This window comes from Pseudooceanicola sp. (genome assembly GCF_041987405.1).
In the GTDB taxonomy this organism is placed as follows: domain Bacteria; phylum Pseudomonadota; class Alphaproteobacteria; order Rhodobacterales; family Rhodobacteraceae; genus Pseudooceanicola.
Genome location: NZ_JBHIWR010000001.1, coordinates 919,645 through 941,459, shown reverse-complemented (window position 1 = coordinate 941,459; position 21,815 = coordinate 919,645). Strand labels below are relative to the sequence as shown.

Annotated in this window: 20 protein-coding genes and 1 pseudogene; 7 read left to right on the top strand and 14 right to left on the bottom strand. The window is 65.6% G+C overall.

The genetic code is table 11. The features are described 5' to 3' along the window. Positions 1–27: 27 nt before the first annotated feature. Positions 28–1,452 (top strand): hypothetical protein, encoded by a 1,425-nt coding sequence (locus tag ACFC2Y_RS04160; RefSeq protein ID WP_375175314.1) that lies wholly within the window; start codon positions 28–30, stop codon positions 1,450–1,452. Between the two features lie 135 nt (positions 1,453–1,587). Here the strand turns inward: ACFC2Y_RS04160 and ACFC2Y_RS04155 are convergent, their stop codons facing one another. Then, complete coding sequence (locus tag ACFC2Y_RS04155) at positions 1,588–1,908, bottom strand: DUF6280 family protein (protein ID WP_375175315.1); 321 nt, start codon at positions 1,906–1,908, stop codon at positions 1,588–1,590. A gap of 231 nt (positions 1,909–2,139) precedes the next feature. Between ACFC2Y_RS04155 and efp the strand changes: the two genes are divergently transcribed. Next, positions 2,140–2,703 carry an elongation factor P gene (efp, locus tag ACFC2Y_RS04150; RefSeq protein ID WP_375175316.1) on the top strand — a complete coding sequence of 188 codons (564 nt, stop codon included), beginning with the start codon at positions 2,140–2,142 and terminating at the stop codon, positions 2,701–2,703. Between the two features lie 114 nt (positions 2,704–2,817). Here efp and ACFC2Y_RS04145 read toward each other — a convergent pair whose 3' ends face one another. Then, positions 2,818–3,570 (bottom strand): YgfZ/GcvT domain-containing protein, encoded by a 753-nt coding sequence (locus tag ACFC2Y_RS04145; RefSeq protein ID WP_375175317.1) that lies wholly within the window; start codon positions 3,568–3,570, stop codon positions 2,818–2,820. 75 nt (positions 3,571–3,645) lie between these two features. Here ACFC2Y_RS04145 and ACFC2Y_RS04140 point away from each other — a divergent pair. After that, positions 3,646–4,251: pseudogene (locus tag ACFC2Y_RS04140) on the top strand (glycosyltransferase); the annotation flags it as partial. On the opposite strand, the gene ACFC2Y_RS04135 reads toward ACFC2Y_RS04140, so the two are convergent. The 3 genes from ACFC2Y_RS04135 to ACFC2Y_RS04125 form a co-directional block, all read right to left on the bottom strand. Further along, a complete protein-coding gene (locus ACFC2Y_RS04135; RefSeq protein WP_375175318.1) occupies positions 4,187–6,082 on the bottom strand; it encodes an ABC transporter ATP-binding protein in 1,896 nt (631 codons plus the stop codon). The pseudogene ACFC2Y_RS04140 and the gene ACFC2Y_RS04135 overlap by 65 nt on opposite strands. Next, positions 6,079–6,759: a tyrosine-protein phosphatase gene (locus ACFC2Y_RS04130; RefSeq protein WP_375175319.1), complete on the bottom strand. Its 681-nt coding sequence runs from the start codon at positions 6,757–6,759 to the stop codon at positions 6,079–6,081. Before ACFC2Y_RS04130 ends, ACFC2Y_RS04135 begins: the two co-directional genes overlap by 4 nt. An 86-nt stretch (positions 6,760–6,845) precedes the next feature. Next, the gene (locus ACFC2Y_RS04125) at positions 6,846–8,012 is read right to left on the bottom strand and encodes a flavin-containing monooxygenase (protein ID WP_375175320.1); all 1,167 of its coding nucleotides are present in this window, start codon (positions 8,010–8,012) and stop codon (positions 6,846–6,848) included. Positions 8,013–8,131: 119 nt separating this feature from the next. Here ACFC2Y_RS04125 and ACFC2Y_RS04120 point away from each other — a divergent pair, with 119 nt between their 5' ends. Further along, a complete protein-coding gene (locus ACFC2Y_RS04120) occupies positions 8,132–9,331 on the top strand; it encodes a pyridoxal-phosphate-dependent aminotransferase family protein (RefSeq protein WP_375175321.1) in 1,200 nt (399 codons plus the stop codon). Positions 9,332–9,564: 233 nt separating this feature from the next. Next, positions 9,565–9,696 carry a hypothetical protein gene (locus ACFC2Y_RS04115; protein ID WP_375175322.1) on the top strand — a complete coding sequence of 44 codons (132 nt, stop codon included), beginning with the start codon at positions 9,565–9,567 and terminating at the stop codon, positions 9,694–9,696. Between the two features lie 81 nt (positions 9,697–9,777). On the opposite strand, the gene ACFC2Y_RS04110 is transcribed toward ACFC2Y_RS04115, so the two are convergent. Continuing rightward, a complete protein-coding gene (locus tag ACFC2Y_RS04110; RefSeq protein WP_375175323.1) occupies positions 9,778–10,887 on the bottom strand; it encodes a pyridoxal phosphate-dependent aminotransferase in 1,110 nt (369 codons plus the stop codon). A gap of 120 nt (positions 10,888–11,007) precedes the next feature. On the opposite strand from ACFC2Y_RS04110, the gene ACFC2Y_RS04105 reads away from it, so the two are divergent. Next, positions 11,008–11,793 (top strand): crotonase/enoyl-CoA hydratase family protein, encoded by a 786-nt coding sequence (locus ACFC2Y_RS04105; RefSeq protein WP_375175324.1) that lies wholly within the window; start codon positions 11,008–11,010, stop codon positions 11,791–11,793. A gap of 86 nt (positions 11,794–11,879) precedes the next feature. Here the strand turns inward: ACFC2Y_RS04105 and ACFC2Y_RS04100 are convergent, their stop codons facing one another. The 7 genes from ACFC2Y_RS04100 to rpiA form a co-directional block, all read right to left on the bottom strand. Beyond that, complete coding sequence (locus ACFC2Y_RS04100; protein ID WP_375175325.1) at positions 11,880–12,722, bottom strand: hypothetical protein; 843 nt, start codon at positions 12,720–12,722, stop codon at positions 11,880–11,882. Between the two features lie 222 nt (positions 12,723–12,944). Beyond that, a complete protein-coding gene (locus ACFC2Y_RS04095; RefSeq protein ID WP_375175393.1) occupies positions 12,945–14,300 on the bottom strand; it encodes a Do family serine endopeptidase in 1,356 nt (451 codons plus the stop codon). 319 nt (positions 14,301–14,619) lie between these two features. Continuing rightward, a complete protein-coding gene (locus ACFC2Y_RS04090) occupies positions 14,620–14,817 on the bottom strand; it encodes a DUF2065 domain-containing protein (protein ID WP_375175326.1) in 198 nt (65 codons plus the stop codon). Beyond that, positions 14,814–15,902 (bottom strand): SPFH domain-containing protein, encoded by a 1,089-nt coding sequence (locus tag ACFC2Y_RS04085; RefSeq protein ID WP_375175327.1) that lies wholly within the window; start codon positions 15,900–15,902, stop codon positions 14,814–14,816. The genes ACFC2Y_RS04090 and ACFC2Y_RS04085 overlap by 4 nt, the downstream gene beginning before the upstream one ends. Positions 15,903–15,904: 2 nt before the next feature. Continuing rightward, positions 15,905–17,065, bottom strand: coding sequence for an FtsH protease activity modulator HflK (gene hflK / locus ACFC2Y_RS04080; RefSeq protein WP_375175328.1), 1,161 nt, complete (start codon positions 17,063–17,065; stop codon positions 15,905–15,907). A 65-nt stretch (positions 17,066–17,130) separates the two neighbouring features. Beyond that, positions 17,131–18,492: a glutathione-disulfide reductase gene (gene gor / locus ACFC2Y_RS04075; protein ID WP_375175329.1), complete on the bottom strand. Its 1,362-nt coding sequence runs from the start codon at positions 18,490–18,492 to the stop codon at positions 17,131–17,133. A 145-nt stretch (positions 18,493–18,637) separates the two neighbouring features. Continuing rightward, entirely contained in the window at positions 18,638–19,426 is a 789-nt protein-coding gene (rpiA, locus tag ACFC2Y_RS04070) for a ribose-5-phosphate isomerase RpiA (protein ID WP_375175330.1), read from the bottom strand. Positions 19,427–19,606: 180 nt separating this feature from the next. Between rpiA and ACFC2Y_RS04065 the strand changes: the two genes are divergently transcribed. Next, on the top strand, positions 19,607–20,977 hold the full coding sequence (locus ACFC2Y_RS04065; RefSeq protein ID WP_375175331.1) for an L-serine ammonia-lyase: 1,371 nt from the start codon (positions 19,607–19,609) through the stop codon (positions 20,975–20,977). Positions 20,978–21,040: 63 nt separating this feature from the next. Here ACFC2Y_RS04065 and ACFC2Y_RS04060 read toward each other — a convergent pair whose 3' ends face one another. Further along, positions 21,041–21,613 carry a hypothetical protein gene (locus ACFC2Y_RS04060; RefSeq protein WP_375175332.1) on the bottom strand — a complete coding sequence of 191 codons (573 nt, stop codon included), beginning with the start codon at positions 21,611–21,613 and terminating at the stop codon, positions 21,041–21,043. Positions 21,614–21,815: the final 202 nt, after the last annotated feature.

Genomic DNA, 21,815 nt, shown 5'->3' with positions numbered 1-21,815 from the left:
CGCGGAGGCAAGATCGGCTGGAAATCGATGTCAGATTCTGTAACCAATGTTCAGATCGAAGACGTCCTGTCTTCAATTCGCAAACTCGTGTCCGAAGAGGTCCGCGCCCAGGCGCGGGATGGACGCAAGATCGAAGCCGCCCAGGCGCAGGAAACTGCCCGGGAGGAGGCGCGGGCCGCGGCATCCGGGACGGATGACCGGCTGTTGCTGACACCGGCGCTGCGGGTCCAGCCGGGATCGGAGACGACTTCGTCCGACGAGGCCCCCTTCACCCATGCCGAAGACACGAACGAGGAGGCGGATCTGCTGGATCTGATGGCGCGTGTGCGCGCCGCCGGATCGAAACAGGCCAAGATCGACGCCGCCCGCCCGATCGGGATCGCCCCCGTCCAGCGCCCGCCCGTGCCCGAACCTGCCGTCCCCGTGACTGAAGAGGCCGTCCGATCCGCCCTTTTCGCGCTGAGCGGGGATGAGGACGCTCTTGTGACACCGTCCAAGGCGCCTGCCGTCGCACCGGAAAAGGAAACGGTCGACGGCGGCGCGGCAATGGGCGACGAGGATAGTTCGCTGGCCGAGGCCGACGATGGCCTGTCCTACGCCGATCACGACGACCGGATCACCGACGCCGATGACGTGGATGAGGATGACACGACCGCAGAGGCGGAGGAGGCCCAGACCGTCCCCAGGTTCCTGCATCGCAGTGGGATCACCTCCCTTGGTCAGCGCATTGCGGAGGTCGAATCCGTGGTCTCCACCAGTGGCGGAGAGTGGGAGCCGGAAGCCGACGAGGTGAGCGAAGCCTCGCCCGGTCCGCTGACCTCCTCCGTGCCGTGGGATGATGCGGCGGCGGACCGGGATCTGGTCCAGCCGGAGGTTGCCGACGAGGTGCACGAGGCGGAGGCGCTGGAAGGTGACGACAGCGACCTGGCCGGGGCTCATGGCGAGGCTGTCGAAGCGTTTTCAATCGAGGCGGAGGACGCCGAGGCCATCGAAGATGCGCTGACCCCCGAGGTTGAGGCGTCGGACGACGACGTCATCTCCGTGCAGGCGGAGGCAGACTATCCGGACGACCTCGCCGTCGCCCTGGACGACGCAGAGGCGGAAGAGTTCGCCGCCGCCGCGCCCGATGAACTGTCCTCCTTGGACGAGGACGTCGTGGATTTCCCGCCGCAGGTGGACGAGCCGCTGGAGCCGCACCCCTACGCCGCCAACGCCACGCAGGAGCCGGAGGATTACGCCCGGGGCCACTATGCCCCGGATCACTACTCCGACGATCGCCAGACCCTCGCGGAGGAGGCGACGATCCTCGACGAGGAGATGCTGCGCGACCTCGTGGCGGAGATCGTGCGGCAGGAGCTGCAGGGTGCGCTTGGCGAACGGATCACGCGCAATGTGCGCAAGCTGGTGCGCCGGGAAATCCACCGCGCCCTGACCGCGCAGGACCTCGGCTGACGCTCAGGCGGGAGGCGGGGCGATCTGACCGCCCCGTCATGCCACGCACGGGCAGGGCCCTGACATCCATCATCATCGCAACAAAAAACGCGCCCCGTGGGGCGCGTCTTTTTTGTAGTGCTTCCTGCGAGAGGATCAGGCGGCGTCCGCCTGCTCCGCTGCGTGGCGGCGTTCGCTCTCTTCGCGCGACAGCGCGACAGAAGTGCGGACACCACGGCCCACGAACTCCATCAGACCGGCGACGACACGTTCATTCGGGTCGATCCCGGCACAGCTCAGAACTTCGCGACCATCGCGCGAGCGCGCCCAACGGGCGATCTGTTCCGGGCCGTTGCCGTATTTCTTGTCATCGGCGATGGCATCGTCGAGGGCAGCAAGCACCACGGCGGCAAACAGTTTGCGCGAGCGGTTACCTTGCTCGTTGTTGTATGCCGTTCCGTCAACGAAATCTTTCATAGTGCGACCTTTGTTATTGCTCTTGCAGTTCGGGCGTGCCGCCGTTTATGGCGAAATTGTGTCGATTCGGGCGGGCAACTTTCTCAACCCTGTTATGCGTCCAGTGCATAGCTGCGTGAGGCATCACTTTGGCACCCGTCCCTTGTCAGGAACCGGAGGTCCAGATATAGGACCGGACTGATGGCGATCAACCCAATTGCCCGAAACAGGCGTATTTAGGCGGAAAATGGCATGCCAAAGATTAACGGAAACGAAATTCGTCCCGGAAATGTGCTGGAACACAACGGCGGCCTCTGGGCTGCGGTCAAAGTCGACCATGTAAAGCCGGGCAAGGGCGGGGCTTTCGCCCAGGTCGAGATGAAGAACCTGCGCAACGGATCCAAGCTGAACGAACGCTTCCGCTCGGCGGACAAGGTGGAGCGCGTACGGCTGGAGCAGAAGGACATGCAGTTCCTGTTCGAGGCCGATGGCATCCTGACCTTCATGGATACCGAAACCTACGATCAGGTCGAACTGCCCGCCGATATTCTGGGCGACCGGCGCCCCTTCCTGCAGGACGGGATGACCATCCTGGTCGAATTCCATGAAAGCGAGGCGCTGAACGCCACCCTGCCGCAGAAGGTCACCTGCAAGATCGTCGAGACGGAGCCGGTGGTCAAAGGTCAGACGGCCGCCAACAGCTTCAAACCCGCGGTGCTGGACAACGGCGTCCGCGTGATGGTGCCGCCCTTTGTCGGTCAGGACGAGGACATCATCGTCAACACCGAGACGATGGAATATACCGAACGGGCGTAACCAGCCGTTCCGCAGCAACAGAAAGCCGGGCCCCCAAGCCCGGCTTTTGCTATTTCAGGACCCCTCTAAACCCGTCGCGCCCGTAGGATGGGTGCTCTGCACCCATCCCCCGTCTCACACCAACACGGTCACCTGCGCCTCGCCCGCGACCATGCCCGTCCCGATCCGGTCGAACCGCAGATAGGCCAGCGCCATGTCACCCGCCTGGGTGAAAAGCGTGCCGACAACCTTGCCGTCCCGCGTGATCTCGGCCCCCTCCGGCGCCTCGCGGTCCAGCCGGACGATGCGCAGCCCCTTCTTCAGCTCGGTCTTGTGCTTCATCCGGGCCGTGACCTCCTGTCCGACATAGCAGCCCTTCTTGAAGTCCACCCCGTTGAGCCGCTCGAACCCCAACTCCAGGATATAGCTGTCCGGCCCAAGTTCCGCGCCGGAGGCAGGCACGCCCTGCGCCACCCGGATCGCGTCCCAGTCCGATCCGTCATCGCCCCCCTCCGCGCCATAGAGCCGCCAGCCAAGCGCCGGGTTGCGCGGGTCGCTCACCGCGCCCTCCGGCGCCTCTCCGGTCCCGCGCCGGACCTTCAGCGTGGTCTCCTCGATCTGCACGTCCGCCCGCAGCTTGTACATCGACAGGCGTTGCAGCAGCGGCGCGGCCCAGAGGGCCGCCACGTCGATCAGGATCGCCTCTCCGTCGGCCTGCATGATGAAATCCGCGATCAGCTTGCCCTGCGGGGTCAGCAGGGCGGCATAGACCGGCCCCTGGGCCAGCCGGTCCAGGTCATTGGTCACGAGGTTCTGGAGGAACTCCCGCGCATCCCCGCCGCTGACGCGCAGCACGGTCCGGTCGGTTTCGGCATTTTGGCTTGTCATGGTCCTGCTCTCCCCGCATGGGTTACGGGCCAGATATAACACCGCCACAGCCCGACAAAACCCCGTGACCGACCCATGCGTGCCCCCATTTCCGTGATCATCCCCACCCTGAACGCCGCGCAGAGCCTGCCGGGCTGCGTTGCCGCGCTGATGGAGGGGCTGAACGCCGGGCTGATCCGCGAGGTGGTGGTGAGCGATGGCGGCTCCTCCGACAGGACCTTGCGCATCGCGGCCGAGATCGGGGCGGAGGTCGTCACCGGCCCGGCCTCGCGCGGCGGGCAGTTGCGCCGGGGCTGTGCCGCGGGGCAGGGGGAGTGGCTGCTGATCCTACATGCGGACACGCAGCTGGACCCGGACTGGTCTGACGTCGTGATGGCGCATCTGGCGTCGGGCGCCCCCGCCTATTTCCGTTTGGCCTATGGGGCCCGGGGCCTCGGCCCGCGCCTGGTTGCGGGCTGGGCCAACCTGCGCAGCCGGGTGTTCGGCTTGCCCTATGGCGATCAGGGGCTGTTGATCCGGTCGGATCTTCTCATGCAGGTCGGGAACTATCCCGATATTCCACTGATGGAGGATGTCGCGCTGGTCCGTCGCCTGCCGCGCCTGACCGCCTTGCCCGTCACCGCCCGAACAAGCTTCGCCAGATACGCCGCGGAAGGCTGGCTTCGGCGGGGCGGGCGGAATCTGGTCCTTCTGCTGCGCTACCTGTGCGGGGCCGACCCGCACGCTCTAGCGCAAGCCTATCGGCCGTCATCCCGTCGGTCTTGAACTGCAGCTCGTGCAGCCGGGCATAGATCCCGCCGCGCTCCAGCAACTCTTCATGCGGGCCTTCGTCGATGACGCGCCCGCCATCCATGACGACGATCTTGTCCGCCTCCCGCACCGTCGACAGGCGATGTGCGATCACGATCACCGTGCGCCCATGCGAGAGGCGGTCCAGCGCGTCCTGCACCACCTTCTCGCTTTCCGCATCCAGGGCCGAGGTCGCCTCGTCCAGCAGCAGGATCGGCGTGTCGCGCAGCAACGCCCGGGCGATGGCCACCCGCTGCCGCTGACCGCCCGACAGGTTCGATCCCCGCGGGCCCACAGGACTGTCCAGCCCCTGCGGCAGCTTGTCCAGGAAATCCGCCACATGGGCGGCGCGCAGCACCTCCTGCAGCCGCGTCTCGCTGACGTCGGTGCGGCCGAGCAGAATGTTCTCCCGCAGGGTTTCGTCAAACAGGGCCGCATCCTGCGAGACGACCGAAATCAGCCCCCGCAGATCGCTCAGCGCCATGGCCGATACGGCCACGCCGCCGATCTCCACCGTGCCGCTTTGCGGCTCCACCAGCCGGGCCAGCAGGTTGAAGACCGTGGATTTCCCGGCCCCCGAGGCCCCGACCAATGCTGTCGTCTGCCCCGGCTCCGCTGTCAGTGTCAGCCCGTGCAGCACCTGAGTCTCGCCATAGCTGAGGTTCACACCGCGCAGTGTCACCCCCGGCACGCCTGTCGGCGCGGCAACCGGATTGGCGGGGGAGACGATGGTCGGCTTGGCCTCCATCAACTCGCGCACCCGCTCCATCGCCGCGGCGGCGACCTGCCAGACGCCCGAGACGGCGCCCAGGCGGCGCAGCGGCTCGAAGGCGAAGCCGATGGCGGTGAAGAAGGACATGAACTGGCCAACGGTCTTTTCGCCCGAGATGATCTCCTGCCCGCCGAAGATCAGCACGCCCAGAAATCCGATCCCTGCCATGGCGTCGATCAGCGCGGGGATCGCCGCCGTGCCGGTGATCGCCCGGACCTCGGCCCGGACCAGATCATTGGTCAGCGCGCCGTAGCGGTCGGACTGGTAACGCTCCAGCCGGTTCAGTTTGACTGGCACTATGCCGTGGAACACCTCGTCCAGCCGCGTCGCCAGCCGCGCGCCCAGATCGCGCGCCTCGCGCGAGCGCCGCCGGACGAAACGCTGAACCACGACAGAGGGCAGGACCAGCAGCGGCGCCCCGATCAGCGCCACCAGGGTCCAGCGCCAGTCGACGGAGAGCGCCACCACCATCAGGATCACCAATGCCACCGCGTCGCGCCCCGCGCCCGTCAGCACCGCGTTCCAGACGTCGTTGATGGAGGACACGTCGCCCTGCACCCGCTGGATCAGGAAGCCCGGGGGATGGGTCTGGTGAAACACCCCGTCCTGCCGCATCAGACGGGCCAGCAGATCGGTCCGCATATCTGCCGAACTGCGCTGCGAAATCCGCGCCAGCAGCACCTTCTGCGCGATGGAGGCGACGGCCCGGCCAAAGAAGATGCCCAGGATCGCCCCGCCGACCCAGCCAAGCGCGCCGGTATTGCCCTGGATGAAGACCTCGTCGAACATCGGCTTCATGATCCAGCTGAGCGCGCCCAGCATCGACCCTTCCAGCGCCATGAAGGCCAGCGCCAGCAGCAGCAGCCAGATATGTTTGTGCAGATAGCCGCGCCACAGCCAGCGCAGCAGGCTCAGCCCTTCATCCGAGCGCGGAGAGGGCGCGCCGCTCACCGTCCCGACCTTTGGGCTTCGTAGGCGCGCTGCATCTCCATGTGATCGTATTCGGTCGCGATCCAGTCCTCGAAGCCGATCCCCGTTTCAGCCTGTCGGGCGGCATAGCGGTTCAGGATGTAATCCAGAATGCCGGTCTTGCTCCATTTCAGGTGCACATATTTGACCGACAGCATTTTTCTGGCCTCGGAGACCGGCCGCCCCTCGATCACCATCAGGTAGATCGCGCTGGCAAACCCCGCACGGTCCGCGCCGGATTTGCAATGCATGACAAAGGGTTTTTCGATGGTCCGGAAGGCCGTGATGACATCGAGGATGTCCTGACGCGGTGCCGCATGGCGGGCCTGCAGGTTGCAATCCACCAGCGTCAGGCCAAGCGCAGCGCAGCTTTCCTTTTCGGTCAGGTAATGCGCCGCCCCGCCGGCCCCGCGCAGGTTGAGGACCGTTTTGATCCCCATGGCCTTCATCTTCACGAACCGTTCATGCGTCGGATGGTTCGAGCGGTAGACCCCCGGGGCGATCTGGAAGAAGTTGGTCCAGACCTTGCGCAGGATCGCATGGTCGAACCACAGGTTGTAGATATGCGCCCGCCGCCGGTTTTCCGGCGTCGAGAGGTCGACATTGTAGGAGGCGCGCAGGTTGCGCTCCCATTCCTGTATCCGTGCGATCAGGCTCATCGGTCCTCGGAGGCTAGCAGGCTTCGGTCCGCCCCATGTAGGCGACCCGATCCCGGCAGGCAAGCAAGGCGAGGGCAGACGGGACGTCACGCCGGGGCGGCCTGCATCCCGACCACATGGTCCGCAATCGCCTGCGCTTCCATGCCGGAGGCGCGCAGCTGCCCGTCCGCTGTTGCCCGGTAGGAGCAGAAGTAGAGGCCGGGGCAGGGGGTCGGGCCGCCGCTGACCTTCGGCTGTCCTTTGTGGTCCAGCGCCGCGCAGCTTTCGCCCAGCAAGGGCCGCAGGTCCAGCTCATAGCCAGTTGCCGCGATGATGGCGTCGAACTCCGCCACGCTGCCATCGGCAAAACAGACCTCCCGCCCTTCGACTGCGGCGACACCGGGTTGCACGGCGATCTGCCCCGCGCGGATCGCGCCAAGCGTGCCAACGTCGATCAGCGGGATCCGCCCGTCCTCGGCCACCATCGTCGCCGGCCCTTTGGGATGGGAGTGCAGCCCATAGGATTCCGGCCGTCCGACCTTTGCCCGCAGGATCGGTGCGGTCAGCCGGTCGGCGACGCGGGGGCCCAGTAGTTTGCTCATCGTCCCGAAAGAGGTGATCGGCACGCCGAACAGCTCCTTCGGCAGGATCTGCACCGGCCCGCGCACCGCCAGTGCAACGGCTACCCCCGCCCGCGCCAGATCGAGGGAGATATCGCCGCCGGAATTGCCGAAGCCCACGACTAGCACCCGCTGGCCCCGGAACCCTTCGGCGTTCTTGTAGTCGGACGAATGCAGCACAGGCCCGTCGAAACTGTCCGCCCAGCCCGGCAGGCGCGGCGTCCCGTTGAGGCCGGTGGCCATCACGACGATCTCTGCGGTCTCCTCCCCGTCCTTGTGGACGACATGCCAGGTCTGTCCGTCTGACTGGATCGCGGTCACCTCGCAGCCAAACCGCGGTGCCAACCCCTTGGCCGCGGCATAGGTCTCCAGATACTCCACCACCTCCGCCCGCGTCGGGTAGCGGTCGGCGCTGGCCGGAAAGGGCATCCCCGGCAGGCCAGACCGCCCCCGGACCGTGTGCAGCCGCAGGCAATCGTAATGCCCCCGCCAGGACGATCCGACCTCCGCCGCCCGCTCAAGGATCAACGCCTCCACATTGTGTTCCTTCAGGCATGCCGCCACCGCCAGCCCCGTCGGGCCGGCCCCGATGACGATTGCGCGCCTCGCCTGTCCTGTCATGTCGTTCTCCTCATCCCGGATGAAACGTTCCATCCGGTCCCCTTCCATGTCAATCCGTTCGGTTTTTCCCCACGAATATTCATGACACCGCGGATTGACCCTGCCGACGGTGCCGCTAACACTTTGCCGGTCCACGTCTTCGAAGGTGTCAGATGTCCCTAGCCGCAGGTCGTCCCTATCTCGCCATTCCAGGTCCCTCCGTCATGCCCGACGCGGTGCTGCAGGCCATGCATCAGCCCGCGCCCAACATCTACGAGGGCGATATCGTGGCGATGGTCCAGGCCATGGTGCCGGACCTGAAAAAGGTGGCGATGACCGAGGGCAAGGTGGCGATCTACATCGCCAATGGCCACGGCGCATGGGAGGCGTCTCTTTCGAACATCGCCTCCGCCGGGGATCGCATCCTGGTCTGCGTCACCGGGCGTTTCGGCCATGGCTGGGCCGAGATGGCCGAGGGGCTGGGCCTGCAGGTCGACAAGCTGGACTTCGGCACCAAATCGGGCATCGACGCCGCCCGGCTGGAGGAGGCCCTGCGCGCAGACAAGGGCCATGAGTACAAGGCCGTCCTCTTCAGCCACGTCGACACGGCCACCACGGTGCGGAACGATCCGCGGCCGCTGCGCGCGGCGCTGGACGCGGCGGGGCATCCGGCCCTGCTGATGGCGGATTGCATCGCCTCCATGGGCTGCGAGGAATTCCATATGGATGCCTGGGGCGTCGATATCGCCGTCACCGGCAGCCAGAAAGGCCTGATGGTGCCGCCCGGCCTGTCCTTCGTCTTTGTCAGCCCCCGGGCCGAGGCCGCGCGCGACGCCACCCCCCGCGTGTCGCGCTACTGGGACTGGAAGAACCGGATCGACCCGCAGGCCTTCTACCAGTTCTTCGGCGGCACCGCGCCGACGCATCACCTCTTTGGCCTGCGCGCCGCGCTCGACATCCTGCATGCCGAGGGGATGGAGCAGGTCTGGAAGCGTCACGAAACCCTGGCGCGGGCCATCTGGGCCGCCTGCGAGGCCTGGGGCGCGGACAACGGGGCGCTGCGGTTGAACGTGGCCGATCGCGCCCTGCGCAGCCACGCCGTCACCGCGCTTGGGCTGGGAGAACGCAACGGCTCCGCCCTGCGCCAATGGGTGGCGCGCAATGCCGGGGTGACCCTGGGCATTGGTCTGGGCATGGAGACGAAGGAGGACCCCAAGGGCGAGGGCTTCTTCCGCATCGGTCACATGGGCCACCTCAACGCGCACATGGTGCTGGGCATGCTGGGCACGCTGGAGGCGGGGATGCAGGCCATCGGCGTGCACCACGGCCCCGGCGCGCTGGCCGCCGCCGCCAAGGTCATCGCAGAGGGCTGACACCGGTCCGGCATGGGCCCGCCAACGGTTGCCCGATCCCGCGCTTCGGTGTGCTGCGGCCCCTTGTCAGGTGACCGGCGCAGGCGTAGATTCTCGCCAGTACCAATGACCCGGTCAGGTCAGGTACGACTCACCGAAGTCATCGCCCTGAGCCGTTCAGGCAACCTTGATCTTCCTGAGGATCGATCCGCCCGGCATGTCGTCGGCGCGGAACTTCAACCCGTGAGGGCGCGATGGGAAAAGGCAACAACAGACGCGGAAACAAGGAAGTCAAAAAAACCAAGCAGGAGAAGCCGAAGGTCTTGGCAACGGCCAATTCCGGTGCGGCCAAACCGATCTCGCTTGGTGAGAAGAAGGGCAAGTAGCCCGATCACGGGCGGGCGGGGCACCCTGTCCGCCCGGACCCGCAGGCGAGCCGTCGCCACGCCGCCGACGGGACCGCGTGATCAGACCGCCGCCCGCGCTTCTGCAAGCGCGCCGGGCAGCTCCGTTTCCAGAACTGCCAGATCCTCCGCCCGGCCACAGCTGATCCGGATGCAGCGATCCTCCGGCGCGACAAAGGGCATCCGGACGAAGACCCCCCGCGCACCAAGCGCCTTGACCACCGCCCGCGCAAGATCGCCGGTGCCGCCGCAGTCCACGGTGACGAAGTTGGTGGCGGAGGGCAGGGCGTTCAGCCCGTTCGCCGCCGCGATCCGGGTGATCTCGGCCCGCGCCGTGGCCACATCCGCCAACACCTGCGCCAGCCAGTCCTGATCCTGCAGCGCCGCCAGAGCGCCGACCTGGGCCGAGCGGTTCATGCCGAAATGATTGCGGATCTTCTCGAAGGCGCGGATCACCTCCGCCGCCCCCATGGCATAGCCGACCCGCGCCCCCGCCATCCCATAGGCCTTGGAGAAGGTACGCATCCGGATCACGCGGTCGTCCTCGATCTCCACCGGGGCCATGGCATCCTCGGGCGCAAATTCCGCATAGGCCTCGTCCAGCACCATCAGCGTGTCCGGCCCCAGTCCGTCCAGCGCCGCCGCAATCTCCTCGCCGCGCCAGTAGCTGCCCATGGGGTTGTCGGGATTGGCCAGGTAGACCAGCTTGGCCCCCACCTCCGTCGCGCGGGCGACAAGGGCGGGCAGGTCCTCGCGGTCCTCTCGGAAGGGCAGCATCTCCAGCACGCCGCCATGGCCGACGACATGGTAGTTGAACGTCGGATAGGCCCCGGCAGAGGTCACGACGCGATCGCCCGGCTCCACCACCAGCCGCACCAGATAGCCCAGAAGCCCGTCGATCCCCTCGCCCACCACGATATTGCCCGGGGCCACGCCGTAATGCGCGGCCAGCGCATGGCGCAGGTCGTGACTGGTGGAATCGCCGTATTTCCAGATCTCCGCATCCGCCGTCCGCATTGCCTCCAGCACTTTCGGGCTGGGGCCGAAAACGCTTTCATTCGCGCCAAGCCGCGCGGCAAAGGGCGCGCCCCGGTCGCGTTCCTGGGTTTCCGGTCCGACGAAGGGCACGGTTGCGGGCAAGCTCTGCACGAGATTGGTGTAACGCGGTGGCATGGCTGTCCTCCCTCAAGGCTGAGGAGGAGATAACCGTGACAGGATGCGGGACGCAAGGTCGGGTCTGGTCACTGCGCACGGCACGTTGCACACTCCGCCGAAATCCGAGGGAGGACCCAGATGACCCGAGTCAAAACCGAAATCCGCGACCACGTCGCCCATGTCACCCTGACCCGCGGGGACAAGATGAACGCCGTCGATCCGGACATGGCCGAGGCCATCGTCGCGGCGGGCGAGGCGTTGATCGGCAACGAGGAGATCCGCGCCGTCCTGCTATCGGGCGAGGGGAGGGCCTTTTGCGCCGGGCTCGATGTGGCCTCCTTCGGCAAACATGCCTCGGGCGGGGATCAGACGGACCGGATCGTGACGCGGACCCACGGGGACGCCAACCTGATGCAGCAGGTCGCCATGGTCTGGCGCCGCGTGCCCGTGCCGGTGATCGCCGCCGTGCAGGGCGTGGCCTTCGGGGCCGGGTTTCAGCTGGCGCTTGGCGCGGATGTGCGCATCGCCGCGCCGGGCACCAAGTTCGCCGTGATGGAGGCCAAATGGGGCCTGGTGCCCGACATGGGCGGCATGGTCCTGATGCCCACGCTGATGCGCTCCGACGTGATCCGGCTGATGACCTATACCGCCGATCCCGTCCTGGCGGAAAAGGGCGTCGACTGGGGCTTTGTCACCGAGATTGCCGAGGACCCCCACGCCCGCGCCCTGGAACTGGTGACCGCGATTGCCGAGAAATCCCCCTCGGGCACCCGACTGGCCAAGGCGCTGATCGAGGTGGCCGAAACCGGGACAGAGGCGGAGGTGCTGATGGCCGAGAGCGTCGAACAGGCCAAGCTGATCGGCGGCGCGCATCAGATCGAGATCGTGTCGGCCAACATGGCGGGGCGCAAGCCGCAGTTCTGAACCTACCGGGTGAACAGACGTCTATCGAACGGCAAAGGCCCCGGCTGATCCAGCCGGGGCCTTTGCATGACATCTGGGGCTGGCGCTTACTGCACGACGCTGCGCAGTTCCGCCATCGCCTCGCTGGTTTCCGCGTCCAGATTGAACGGGGCCTTCAGGAATGCCAGATCGACGATACCTGCGTTTTCAGCAGGCAGATTGGTGTCCAGGACCGACAGCATGTGCGGCGACTGTTCCATGATCTTTTCGACATTGCGAGCAGGCAGGCGGGAATAGGAGACCTCGTAAGATCCGTTCTCCGGATAGGCCGCCAGTTCACAGCTGGGTTCCATGTAGGTCCCGGGGAGGGAGCAGCGCATTTCCGCCACGACCTGGTTGCCGTCCAGGAACCAGAAACTCCGGTACTCGCGTTTGGGGTCGAAGCTCGCGCTTTCGGCCTGACAGGTGGCGAGGTGTTCCGGCAGCAGGGTGACCGTGGTGCCATTGTCCCCGCGCGGAACTGCGGCCAGCCAGTTCGGCAGGTCGACCGACAGGGTCGTGCGGCAGCTCTCGTCCGCCATCGTATTGCGCGCAGCGACCTGCGCCCAGAGCGGTTCCGGCAGGCTGGTGCGCAGAGCGCCCGGCATGTCCGGCGTCTCGGCGCGGGTGCGGTATTCCGACAGGATGATCCAGGCCTGCCCGTCGCAGGACCCTTCGCCGTAATTCAGGCTGCACCCCTCGACCAATTCGACCTCAGGCAGCTCCATCCGGAAGAACAGGCGTTTCACCTCTTCCTCGGAGGCAACCGTTTCGGTGCTGTTGAAGCCAACGGCGAAATAGAATGCCAGGGAGCCCCACAACGCGGTCCCTGCCGCACCCATGGCAACGGTCTTTACCGTAGTGCCCCAAGTGCCGGCCGTCGCGGCGACCGATGTACCAGTAGATTGCATGGTTTCTGCCTGCATCTGTGTTCAACTGTTGCGTGATCTACTGATCGTTTTGGACCAGAATATGGCATTTATCAGAAAATTGTTTCGTAATTGGCAACGTATTTACCATTTTTTAAGTATTGGGCTCATTCTTTCTACTTATGGGTGAATTCTTTAATAAACCGGCACGTAAAAAGGGCCGCGCATCGCACGGCCCTTTCGGTTTTCCAATTCTGTCGGAAATCAGCTGTCTTCGATCGGCAGGGCGACGAAACGCGGCTCTCCCTGGCGGCGGATCAGCAGCAGGATGGATTTGCGTCCGGCCTCCCGCGCTTCTTCCACGCGCTCTTCCAGATCGCTGATCGCTTCGACCTTCTGCTGACCGGCCTCGGTGATCAGATCACCCGCGCGCAGACCCTTCTCATAGGCATCCGACGCCTCGTCCACCTCGCGGACCACCAGGCCCGTGTCCGCATCGCCGAGGTCCAGCTGTTCGGCCAGCTCCGGCGTGATGGAGGACAGGGACATGCCCATCAGATCCTTCTCCACCGGTTCGTCCTGGCCCGGCTGTGCGGCAGGTACGGCCTCGGCCTCGGCGTCTTCGCGGCGGCCGAGCGTGACCTTCAGAGTTTCGGTATTGCCGTCGCGCCAGACCGTGACGCGGACGGTTTTGCCGACCTGGGTGCTGCCGACCTGGCGGACCAGGCCACGGGTGTCCTCGACATCGACACCATCGAAGTTGACGATCACGTCACCGGCCTTCATGCCGGAATCCATCGCGGGGCCCTCGGGCACGTCGGAGACCAGCGCCCCCTTGGCTTCCGGCAGGCCCATGGCATCCGCCATGTCCTCGGTCACGTCCTGGATCCGCACGCCGAGCCAGCCGCGGCGGGTTTCCCCGAATTCCTTCAGCTGATCGACCACGCCCTTGACGACGTTGGACGCCATGGAGAAACCGATGCCGATGGAGCCGCCAGTGGGCGACAGGATCGCGGTGTTCACGCCGATGACCTCGCCATCCAGGTTGAAGAGCGGGCCGCCGGAGTTGCCCCGGTTGATCGCCGCATCGGTCTGGATGTAGTCGTCATAGGTCCCGCTGAGCGCTCGGTTGCGCGCCGAAACGATCCCGGCCGAAACCGAGAAACCCTGACCGAGCGGGTTGCCCATGGCCAGAACCCAATCGCCCACTCGGGCCAGATCGCTGTCGCCGAAGCTGACGAAGGGCAGAGGCTGATCCGCCTCGACCTTGAGCAGCGCGATATCGGTCTTCTCGTCCGTGCCGACCAGTTCCGCGTCCAGCGTGTCGCCGTTGAAGAATTCGATCTTGATCTCATCCGCGCCGGAGATCACGTGGTTGTTGGTTACGATGAACCCGTCCTCGGAAATCACGAAGCCGGACCCGAGCGCCGAAGACCGGCGCGGCGCGCGGTCGCCACGGTTGCGGTCCTGAAACTCGCGGAAGAAATCCTCGAAGGGCGAGCCTTCGGGGACCATCGGGGTTGCCTGGTCGCGCCCTGCGACCATGGTTGCGGTGGTGATGTTCACCACCGAGGGGCTGAACCTGTCGGCCAGATCGGCAAAACTTTCGGGCCGGGCCATGGCCTGGATCGCCTGGGCCAGAACCAGCAGGGTGGCCAGCAGCAGGGTCCAGAAGGCTCTGGTGGAAACCAGTTGCCGTTGCTCTGCCTGGGCCGCTCGGGGTCGGGAAAATGCCTGAGTACTCACTCCCGTTTCTCCTCTTAATGGGTGACTCTCTGGCGCATTCACCGGAACGCGCCGTCTGTGATGTCATGCAACGTAGGCTCGCATGTCGGCAACTCAAAGCCAATCGCATCCCGACAAGTGACCGTGATTGTCATGTGAAAACCTGTAACAACTCATGAAGGCACCGCACGGTGCCCCGTGCCCGTGCCCGTGCCTATGCCCCCAGCCATTTCGCCGCCCAGACCAGAACGACACCGAACGTCATCGCGGCCAGGCCAAGTATCCGCCGCTGGTCGAACGGGAGGGCGCGCAGCGCCTCCAGCAGACGCTCCACAAGCGAAGGGGCCAGCGCATAGGCCAGCCCCTCCACGATCAGAACCAGCCCGAGGGCCAGAAAGGCGACGCCGATCATTCCGTCGCCGTACCTGAGGGCGCCTGCTCCGAGGGCGCAGGGTCTGCTGGTGTCTCGTCCGCGGGTGCCGAATCTGCAGGCGCCTGGTCCGCGGGCGCTGTGGTTTCCTGATCGGCGGGTGCCGGTGCGGCCTCTTCCGCGGGTGCCGAGGACTCCTGATCAGCGGGTGCTGACGACGCCTGGCCTGCGGGCGTCGAGGGCGCGGAACCTGCGGACGCCGTGGGCGTCGCGGACTTCAGATAGTTGAAGAACTCGCTGTTGGGTGACAGCACCATGGTCGAATTGTTGCCCCGCAGCGCGCGTTCATAGGCTGTGAGCGAGCGATAGAATTCAAAGAACTCCGGATCGCTGCCAAAGGCCTCGGCATAGATCGCGTTCCGACGGGCATCCGCCTCGCCTCGTACGATATCGGCCTGGCGGTTGGCGTCGGAGACGATTTCCACCTGGGTCCGTTCCGCCTGCGCCCTGATCCGCTGCGCGGCTTCGTTCCCGCGCGCGATCTCGTCCGCCGCCTCGCGTTCCCGTTCGGCCCGCATCCGGGCAAAGGTTGCATCGAGGTTCTCGCGCGGCAGGTCGGTCCGCTTCAGTCGAACGTCGATGATCTCCAGCCCGAGGTTGCGTGCCTCGTCGATCGCCCCGTTGCGGATCCGCAGCATCAGGGCCGCACGGTCCGCGCTGAGGATCTCGTTCGAGGTGACGGAGCCGAGGATTTCCCGGGTCTGCGACCGCAGGATGCTGTCCAGCCGGGTTTCCGCAGCGGTGACCCCGCCGGCGCCGACCGCCTGCCGGAAGCGTTCCACATCGGTGATGCGGAAGCGGGCAAAGGCGTCGACCACGAGACGCCGGTCGTCCAGCGGCGTAACCTCCAGCGGGTCGATATCGCGGCTGAGGATACGGTCGTCATAGCGCACCACGTCCTGGATCAGCGGGATCTTGAAGGCGAGGCCCGGGTCTTCCTTCACATCGACCACACGGCCGAATTGCAGGACCAGGGCCTTCTCGCGTTCATCGACGATGAAAACCGAGCTAAGCCCGATCACCACCAGAACCACCACTACGGGCAAAAGAATTGCTGACTTTTTCATGATCAGTTTCCTCCCGTCTGGCTGGAACTGCGCGACCGCGTCAGCTCATTCAGGGGCAGGTAGGGCACAACGCCCGAACCGCCGCCAGCGGCATTGTCTTCGAGGATGATCTTGTCCACGTCACCCAACACCTTTTCCATGGTTTCCAGATAGAGGCGCTTGCGCGTCACCTCCGGCGCCTTTTCGTATTCCTGCAGAACGGCGGAGAACCGGCTGGCTTCACCTTCGGCCTCGTTGACGACGCGGGCGCGATAGCCCTCGGCATCTTCAAGAACCTGGGCGGCTTCACCCCGGGCCGCAGCCAGCACGCGGTTGGCGTCCCGGTCGGCTTCGTTCGTCAGGCGTTCCCGCTGCTGTTCAGCTGCCTGAACTTCGCGGAAGGCGTCGATGACCTGTGCAGGCGGGTCGGCCTTGTCAAAGGTCACACGGACAACGGACACGCCACTTTGGTAGCTGTCCAGCGTCGCCTGGATCAGATCCTGCAGACGGCCCGCGATCAAACCCCGGTCCCGGTTGAGGATCGGTGCCAGTTCCGACTGGGCGATAATCTCGCGCATGGCGGATTCCGACACGGCGCGGATGGTCATCCGCGGATCGCGCAGGTTGAACAGGAACTTGGCCGGGTCGTTGATGTTCCAGACCACCTGGAAATCAATGTCGACGATATTCTCGTCCCCGGTCAGCATCAGCCCCGCATCGCCACCGCGCCCTGCGACGCCGATGTCTTCGGTCTGTTCCCGGGTCACCGGGATCACCTCATAGGTGACGACCGGCCAGGGGGCGAAGTTCAGACCGGGAAAGCCGGTCGAGGAGTAGTCGCCAAGGAAGAGTTCGACAGACTGTTCTTCGGGCTTCACGGTGTAGAAGCTGGCGCCGAGCCACAGTGCCACGGCCACGCCGAGGCCGATCAGGACGGTGCCGCGGGTCATCTTCGGCCCGCCGCTGCCGCCACGCCCCGAACCGCCGTTGCCGCCATTGCCACGACCGCCCATGAGCACACGAAGCTGATCCTGCCCCTTGCGCATCAATTCGTCGATATCCGGGATCTGCGGTTTGTCCCCGTCGGGACCACGTCCGCCCCCTCCTCCTCCGGAAGGCGGCTGCTGCCGCCCGCCGCCGGAATTTCCGCCGCCCCCCCAGGGGCCGCCCGAATTGCCAGCCATGATGTTCCTTCTCACTTGTCGTAACTTCTGTTCTTGGTCCCAAACTGTGCATTTGGGGGCGAATTTCAAGCTTTGCGGGTCGGCGTCCGCATTGTCACCATCTCTTCCGACATGGTCGGGTGGACGGCGACGGTCCGGTCGAAATCTTCTTTCGTCGCCCCCATTTTGACGGCGATCCCGGCCATCTGAATCATTTCTCCCGCCTGAGGCGCGACGATGTGGCACCCCAGAACCCGGCGGCTTTCCTGGCTGACGATCAGTTTCATCAGGACACGCGCGGACCGCCCGGCAAAGGCCGTCTGCATCGGTTTGAAGGAGGTCGCGTAGACCTCGATCGGCTCCTGGTCGCGCGCCTCTTCCTCCGTCAGGCCGACGGTGCCGAATTCGGGCTGAGTGAAGACGGCCGTCGGGATCAACTCGTGATCCGGCTTGGTCGGATTGCCGTGGAACACCGTTTCGACAAAGGCCATGCCCTCGCGGATTGCGACGGGGGTCAGGTTCATCCGGTCGGTGACATCGCCGATGGCGTAGATCGAGGGCACGGCGGTCTGCGAATAGTCGTCGACCTCGATCTCGCCGCGACGGCCCAGCTTCACGCCAACCTCCTCCAGCCCCATGTTGTCCGAATTCGGACGACGCCCGGTGGCAAAGAGCACCTGGCCGAAGACCCGCTCCGTGCCGTTGGTGGCCTTCACGCGGATGCCCTCGCCGTCCTTCTCCATCGAGATCAGGTCGCTGCCGCAATGCAGGTCGACGCCGTTCGCCTGCATCTCTTCGGCGATCAGCCCGCGCGCCTCGTCATCAAAACCACGCAGGATCTGCGCACCACGGTAATACTGTGTTGTCTCCACGCCCATCCCGGCCAGCACGCCGGCAAACTCGCAGGCGATATAGCCGCCGCCGACAATCAGGATGCTCTTGGGCAGCGTGTCGAGGTCGAAGATGTCATCGCTGACGATCCCCAGATCGGCATTCTCCAGCTCCGGCCGGACGGGCCGCCCGCCGGTGGCGATCAGGATATGTTTCGCCGTCTTGCGCGTGCCGTCGGCCAGTGCGACCGTATGGGCATCGGCAATCACCGCGCGCTGATCGAAGCGTTCCACGCCCGATCCATCCAGCAGGCGTTGGTAGATGCCCTCCAGGCGATCCAGCTCCGTCTGCATTTTCGGATGAAAAGCACCCCAGTCGAAACGCGCATCGCCGATCTGCCAGCCGTAGTCCCGGGCCTCTTCGACCGCGGGGCCGTAGCCGCTGGCAAAGACCATCAGCTTCTTCGGCACGCAGCCCCGGATCACACAGGTCCCGCCGTAACGGCTTTCCTCTGCGAGGGCGACCTTCGCCTTGGCCTCTCCCGCCGCGACCCGCGCCGCCCGGACGCCGCCGGAGCCGCCGCCGATCACGAAGAGATCATAGTCGAAATCGCTCATGGAAAGTCTCCTGCCGTGCTGCTGTTCTATCCCACATGGGGCGCGCATTGGCCAGCGCAAGCCTGCTGCAAAGCGCCCCGGTCGTCGTGTCGTCGAAAATACCTTTGGGTGAATTGAGCCGCAGGCTCAAGAAGGGCAGGGCCCTTCACTCGCCGAGGTCGGAAAACAGGTTGTCGTCTTCCAGGAAATCCAGACGCGTCTCCTCGATCGTGCCGGCGTTGATGTCGCGCAGCTCCACCCGGCCATCGCCGTAACCGATGATCACGCTGTCGCAGATGTCGATGAAGAGCCCGTTCTCAACCACCCCCGGCATCTGGTTCAGGACCATGGCCAGTTGCCGCGCCTCGCCGATGCGATTGAGATGCAGATCGAGGATATAGTTCCCCTCATCCGTCACGAAGGGCCGCGCGCCGTTCATTCGCAGCGTTGAATTGCGCCCCAGCACATCCATGGAAATCAGCATCTCCTCCACCAGCGCCTGAGTGGTCTGCCAGCCGAAGGGGATCACCTCGATCGGCAGCGGAAAGGCGCCCAGGGCCTCGACCTCCTTGCCGATATCCGCAATCACGATCATCTGGTCGGAGGCCGTGGCGACGATCTTTTCCTGCAGCAGCGCGCCGCCGCCGCCCTTGATCAGGTTCAGGTCGCCATCGAATTCATCCGCCCCGTCGATGGTCAGGTCCAGCCATTTCGCCTCGTCCAGCGAAATCACGTCGATGCCCACTTCGCTGGCCAGCTGCGCGGTGCGGGACGAGGTGGGGATGCCCTTGATCTTCAACCCGTCTTCGCGCACCAACTCGCCCAGACAGCGGACCATCCAGGCGGCTGTCGATCCGGTGCCCAGCCCGACACGCATCCCGTCTTCCACGAAATCCACCGATCTCTTGGCGGCCACGTATTTCGCCTTGTCGATGGGCGACAACTCTCCGGACATGCTGCACTCCTCGCCTCGATTTGCGCAGCTTATAAGTTGCGCGACCGCCTGTGGCGAGGGGCAATCCCGCGTCATGTCAGGCTCAGGGGCCGTTTCGCCCACGACTTGCGTCGTTTCCGGTCGGACATGTCGCCCTAACTGAGGCAGGATCGGTGGAAAGAACCCAAGCGAGGTCCAGACGTGTTCCTGTCCGTTTTCGATGTCTTCAAGATCGGGGTTGGCCCCTCGTCCTCCCATACCATGGGGCCGATGGTGGCGGCGGGGCGGTTCCTGGACCGGCTGCGCGCCGCGCCGTTCTCCGCGCATGGGCTGCGCGCCACGCTCTACGGATCGCTCGCCTTCACGGGGCGGGGCCATGCGACGGACCGGGCGGTGATCCTGGGGCTGGCAGGGCATAAGCCCGACACCTTCGATGCGGAGGCGGCGGAGGAGAGCCTGGCGACCATTACCCGGACGCAGCAGGTCAGCCCCGAGGGGCTCTCGCCCCTGGCCTTCGCGCCGGAGAGCGACCTGCGCTTCGACTTCGACCAGCCGCTGCCGGGCCATGCCAACGGGATGGTGCTGGAGGCTCTGGACGCCCAGGGCGACGTCATCCTGTCAGAGACATATTATTCCATCGGCGGCGGTTTTGTCCTGACCGCCGAGGAACTGGCCGCCGGCGCCGCCAAGGAAGAGGGGCCGCCCGTGCCCTTTCCCTTCAAATCCGCCGCCGAGATGCTGGACATGGCCCGCACCTCCGGCCTCACCATCGCGCAGATGAAGGAGAGGAACGAGGCCGCGCGTGGCACCGGCCCGCTGAAACAGGGCACGCTGCGCATCTGGCAGGTGATGAAGGATTGCATGGATCGGGGCCTGGAGAGCGAGGGCATCCTGCCCGGCGGGCTCAAGGTGCGCCGCCGCGCCCCCGGCATCCTGGCCAAGCTAGAGGAGGAGCGCGGTCGCAACCTGAACGCCCCGCATGTCATCAACGACTGGATCGGCGTCTATGCCATGGCGGTGAACGAGGAAAACGCCGCCGGAGGGCAGGTCGTGACCTCGCCCACGAACGGCGCGGCTGGCGTCCTGCCCGCCGTCATCCGTTACTGGCTGGATCATGTGCCCGGCGCGTCCGAGGCCCGGGTGCCGGAGTTCCTGCTGACCGCCGCGGCGATTGCCGGTCTGGTCAAATTCAACGCCTCGATTAGCGGGGCGGAGGCCGGCTGCCAGGCCGAGGTCGGATCGGCGGCGGCCATGGCGGCCGCGGGCCTCTGCGCGGTGCTGGGCGGCACGGCGGAGCAGATCGAGAACGCCGCCGAAATCGCCCTGGAACATCACCTCGGCATGACCTGCGACCCGGTGAAGGGCCTGGTGCAGGTGCCCTGCATCGAACGCAACTCCCTGGGCGCGATCAAGGCGGTCAGCGCCGCCTCGCTCGCCCTGCGCGGCGACGGCCAGCATTTCGTGCCGCTGGATGCCGCGATCGAGACGATGCGCCAGACCGGGCGGGACATGCATGCGAAGTACAAGGAAACGTCGCTCGGCGGGCTGGCGGTCAACGTGCCGAACTGCTGAAGGCCGCATGCGAAAGCCCCCCGCTTGCAGTGCACCGGGGGGCTCTCTCACGTTCAGGCGTGATTACGACCGGTCATCAATCAGGACTTCAAAGCCGCCATCGGCCTTGGAATAAACGCCGATCACGTCATCTGCCGCGTAGCCTTCGGCCTCCAGCATCGCCTGGAAGTCGGCGTTTGCCGCGATCATGTCCTGCATGGACGCCATCTCGCCCTCGGCATCTGCAAGCGCATTGTCGAGAGCCGAGGCGTTCTCGCCAGCTTCGCCTTGTAGTTCGGACAGGGCGATGGTTTCGACCTGGCTGTCGGCCGTGATACCCGCGATGTCGGCCTGCGCGTTCTGGCCTGCCCGGATCGACGAGATCACGCGACCATAGTTCATGTCATCCGACGTGCCGGACGCGGCCATGTCGGTATCGGCCTCGCCGGTCGCAGTGGACGAGGCGTTGCCGCTGTCGCCCATGGTGCCGGAATCCGCCGTCACATCGGCCCCGACATCTGCCGACACGCCACCGTCATCGGCCCCGACCGACGCCCCGGCGTCAGCGCCAAGGTTTGCGCTCTGTGCCAGAGCGGCGCCGGACACGGATGCGGCAAGAATGGCTGCGAGGCCTGCGGATTTCGTGATGAAGGTCATGGTTGTCTCCTCTCTATTTCGGACGCCGGATGCGACGCCCAGTGAGTGAGGAATGAGAAGGACGCCGCATTGGTTCCCGGGCCCGGGCCCCGTCGGTCAGATCACGCCGGACCGTCGTTGCAGGTGAGCGGACAGCTGCCGAAATTGGCGGTGTTCCCGCGTTTCCTGTCGCGGCACAAAGATATTTCGGTTGCGCGATAAG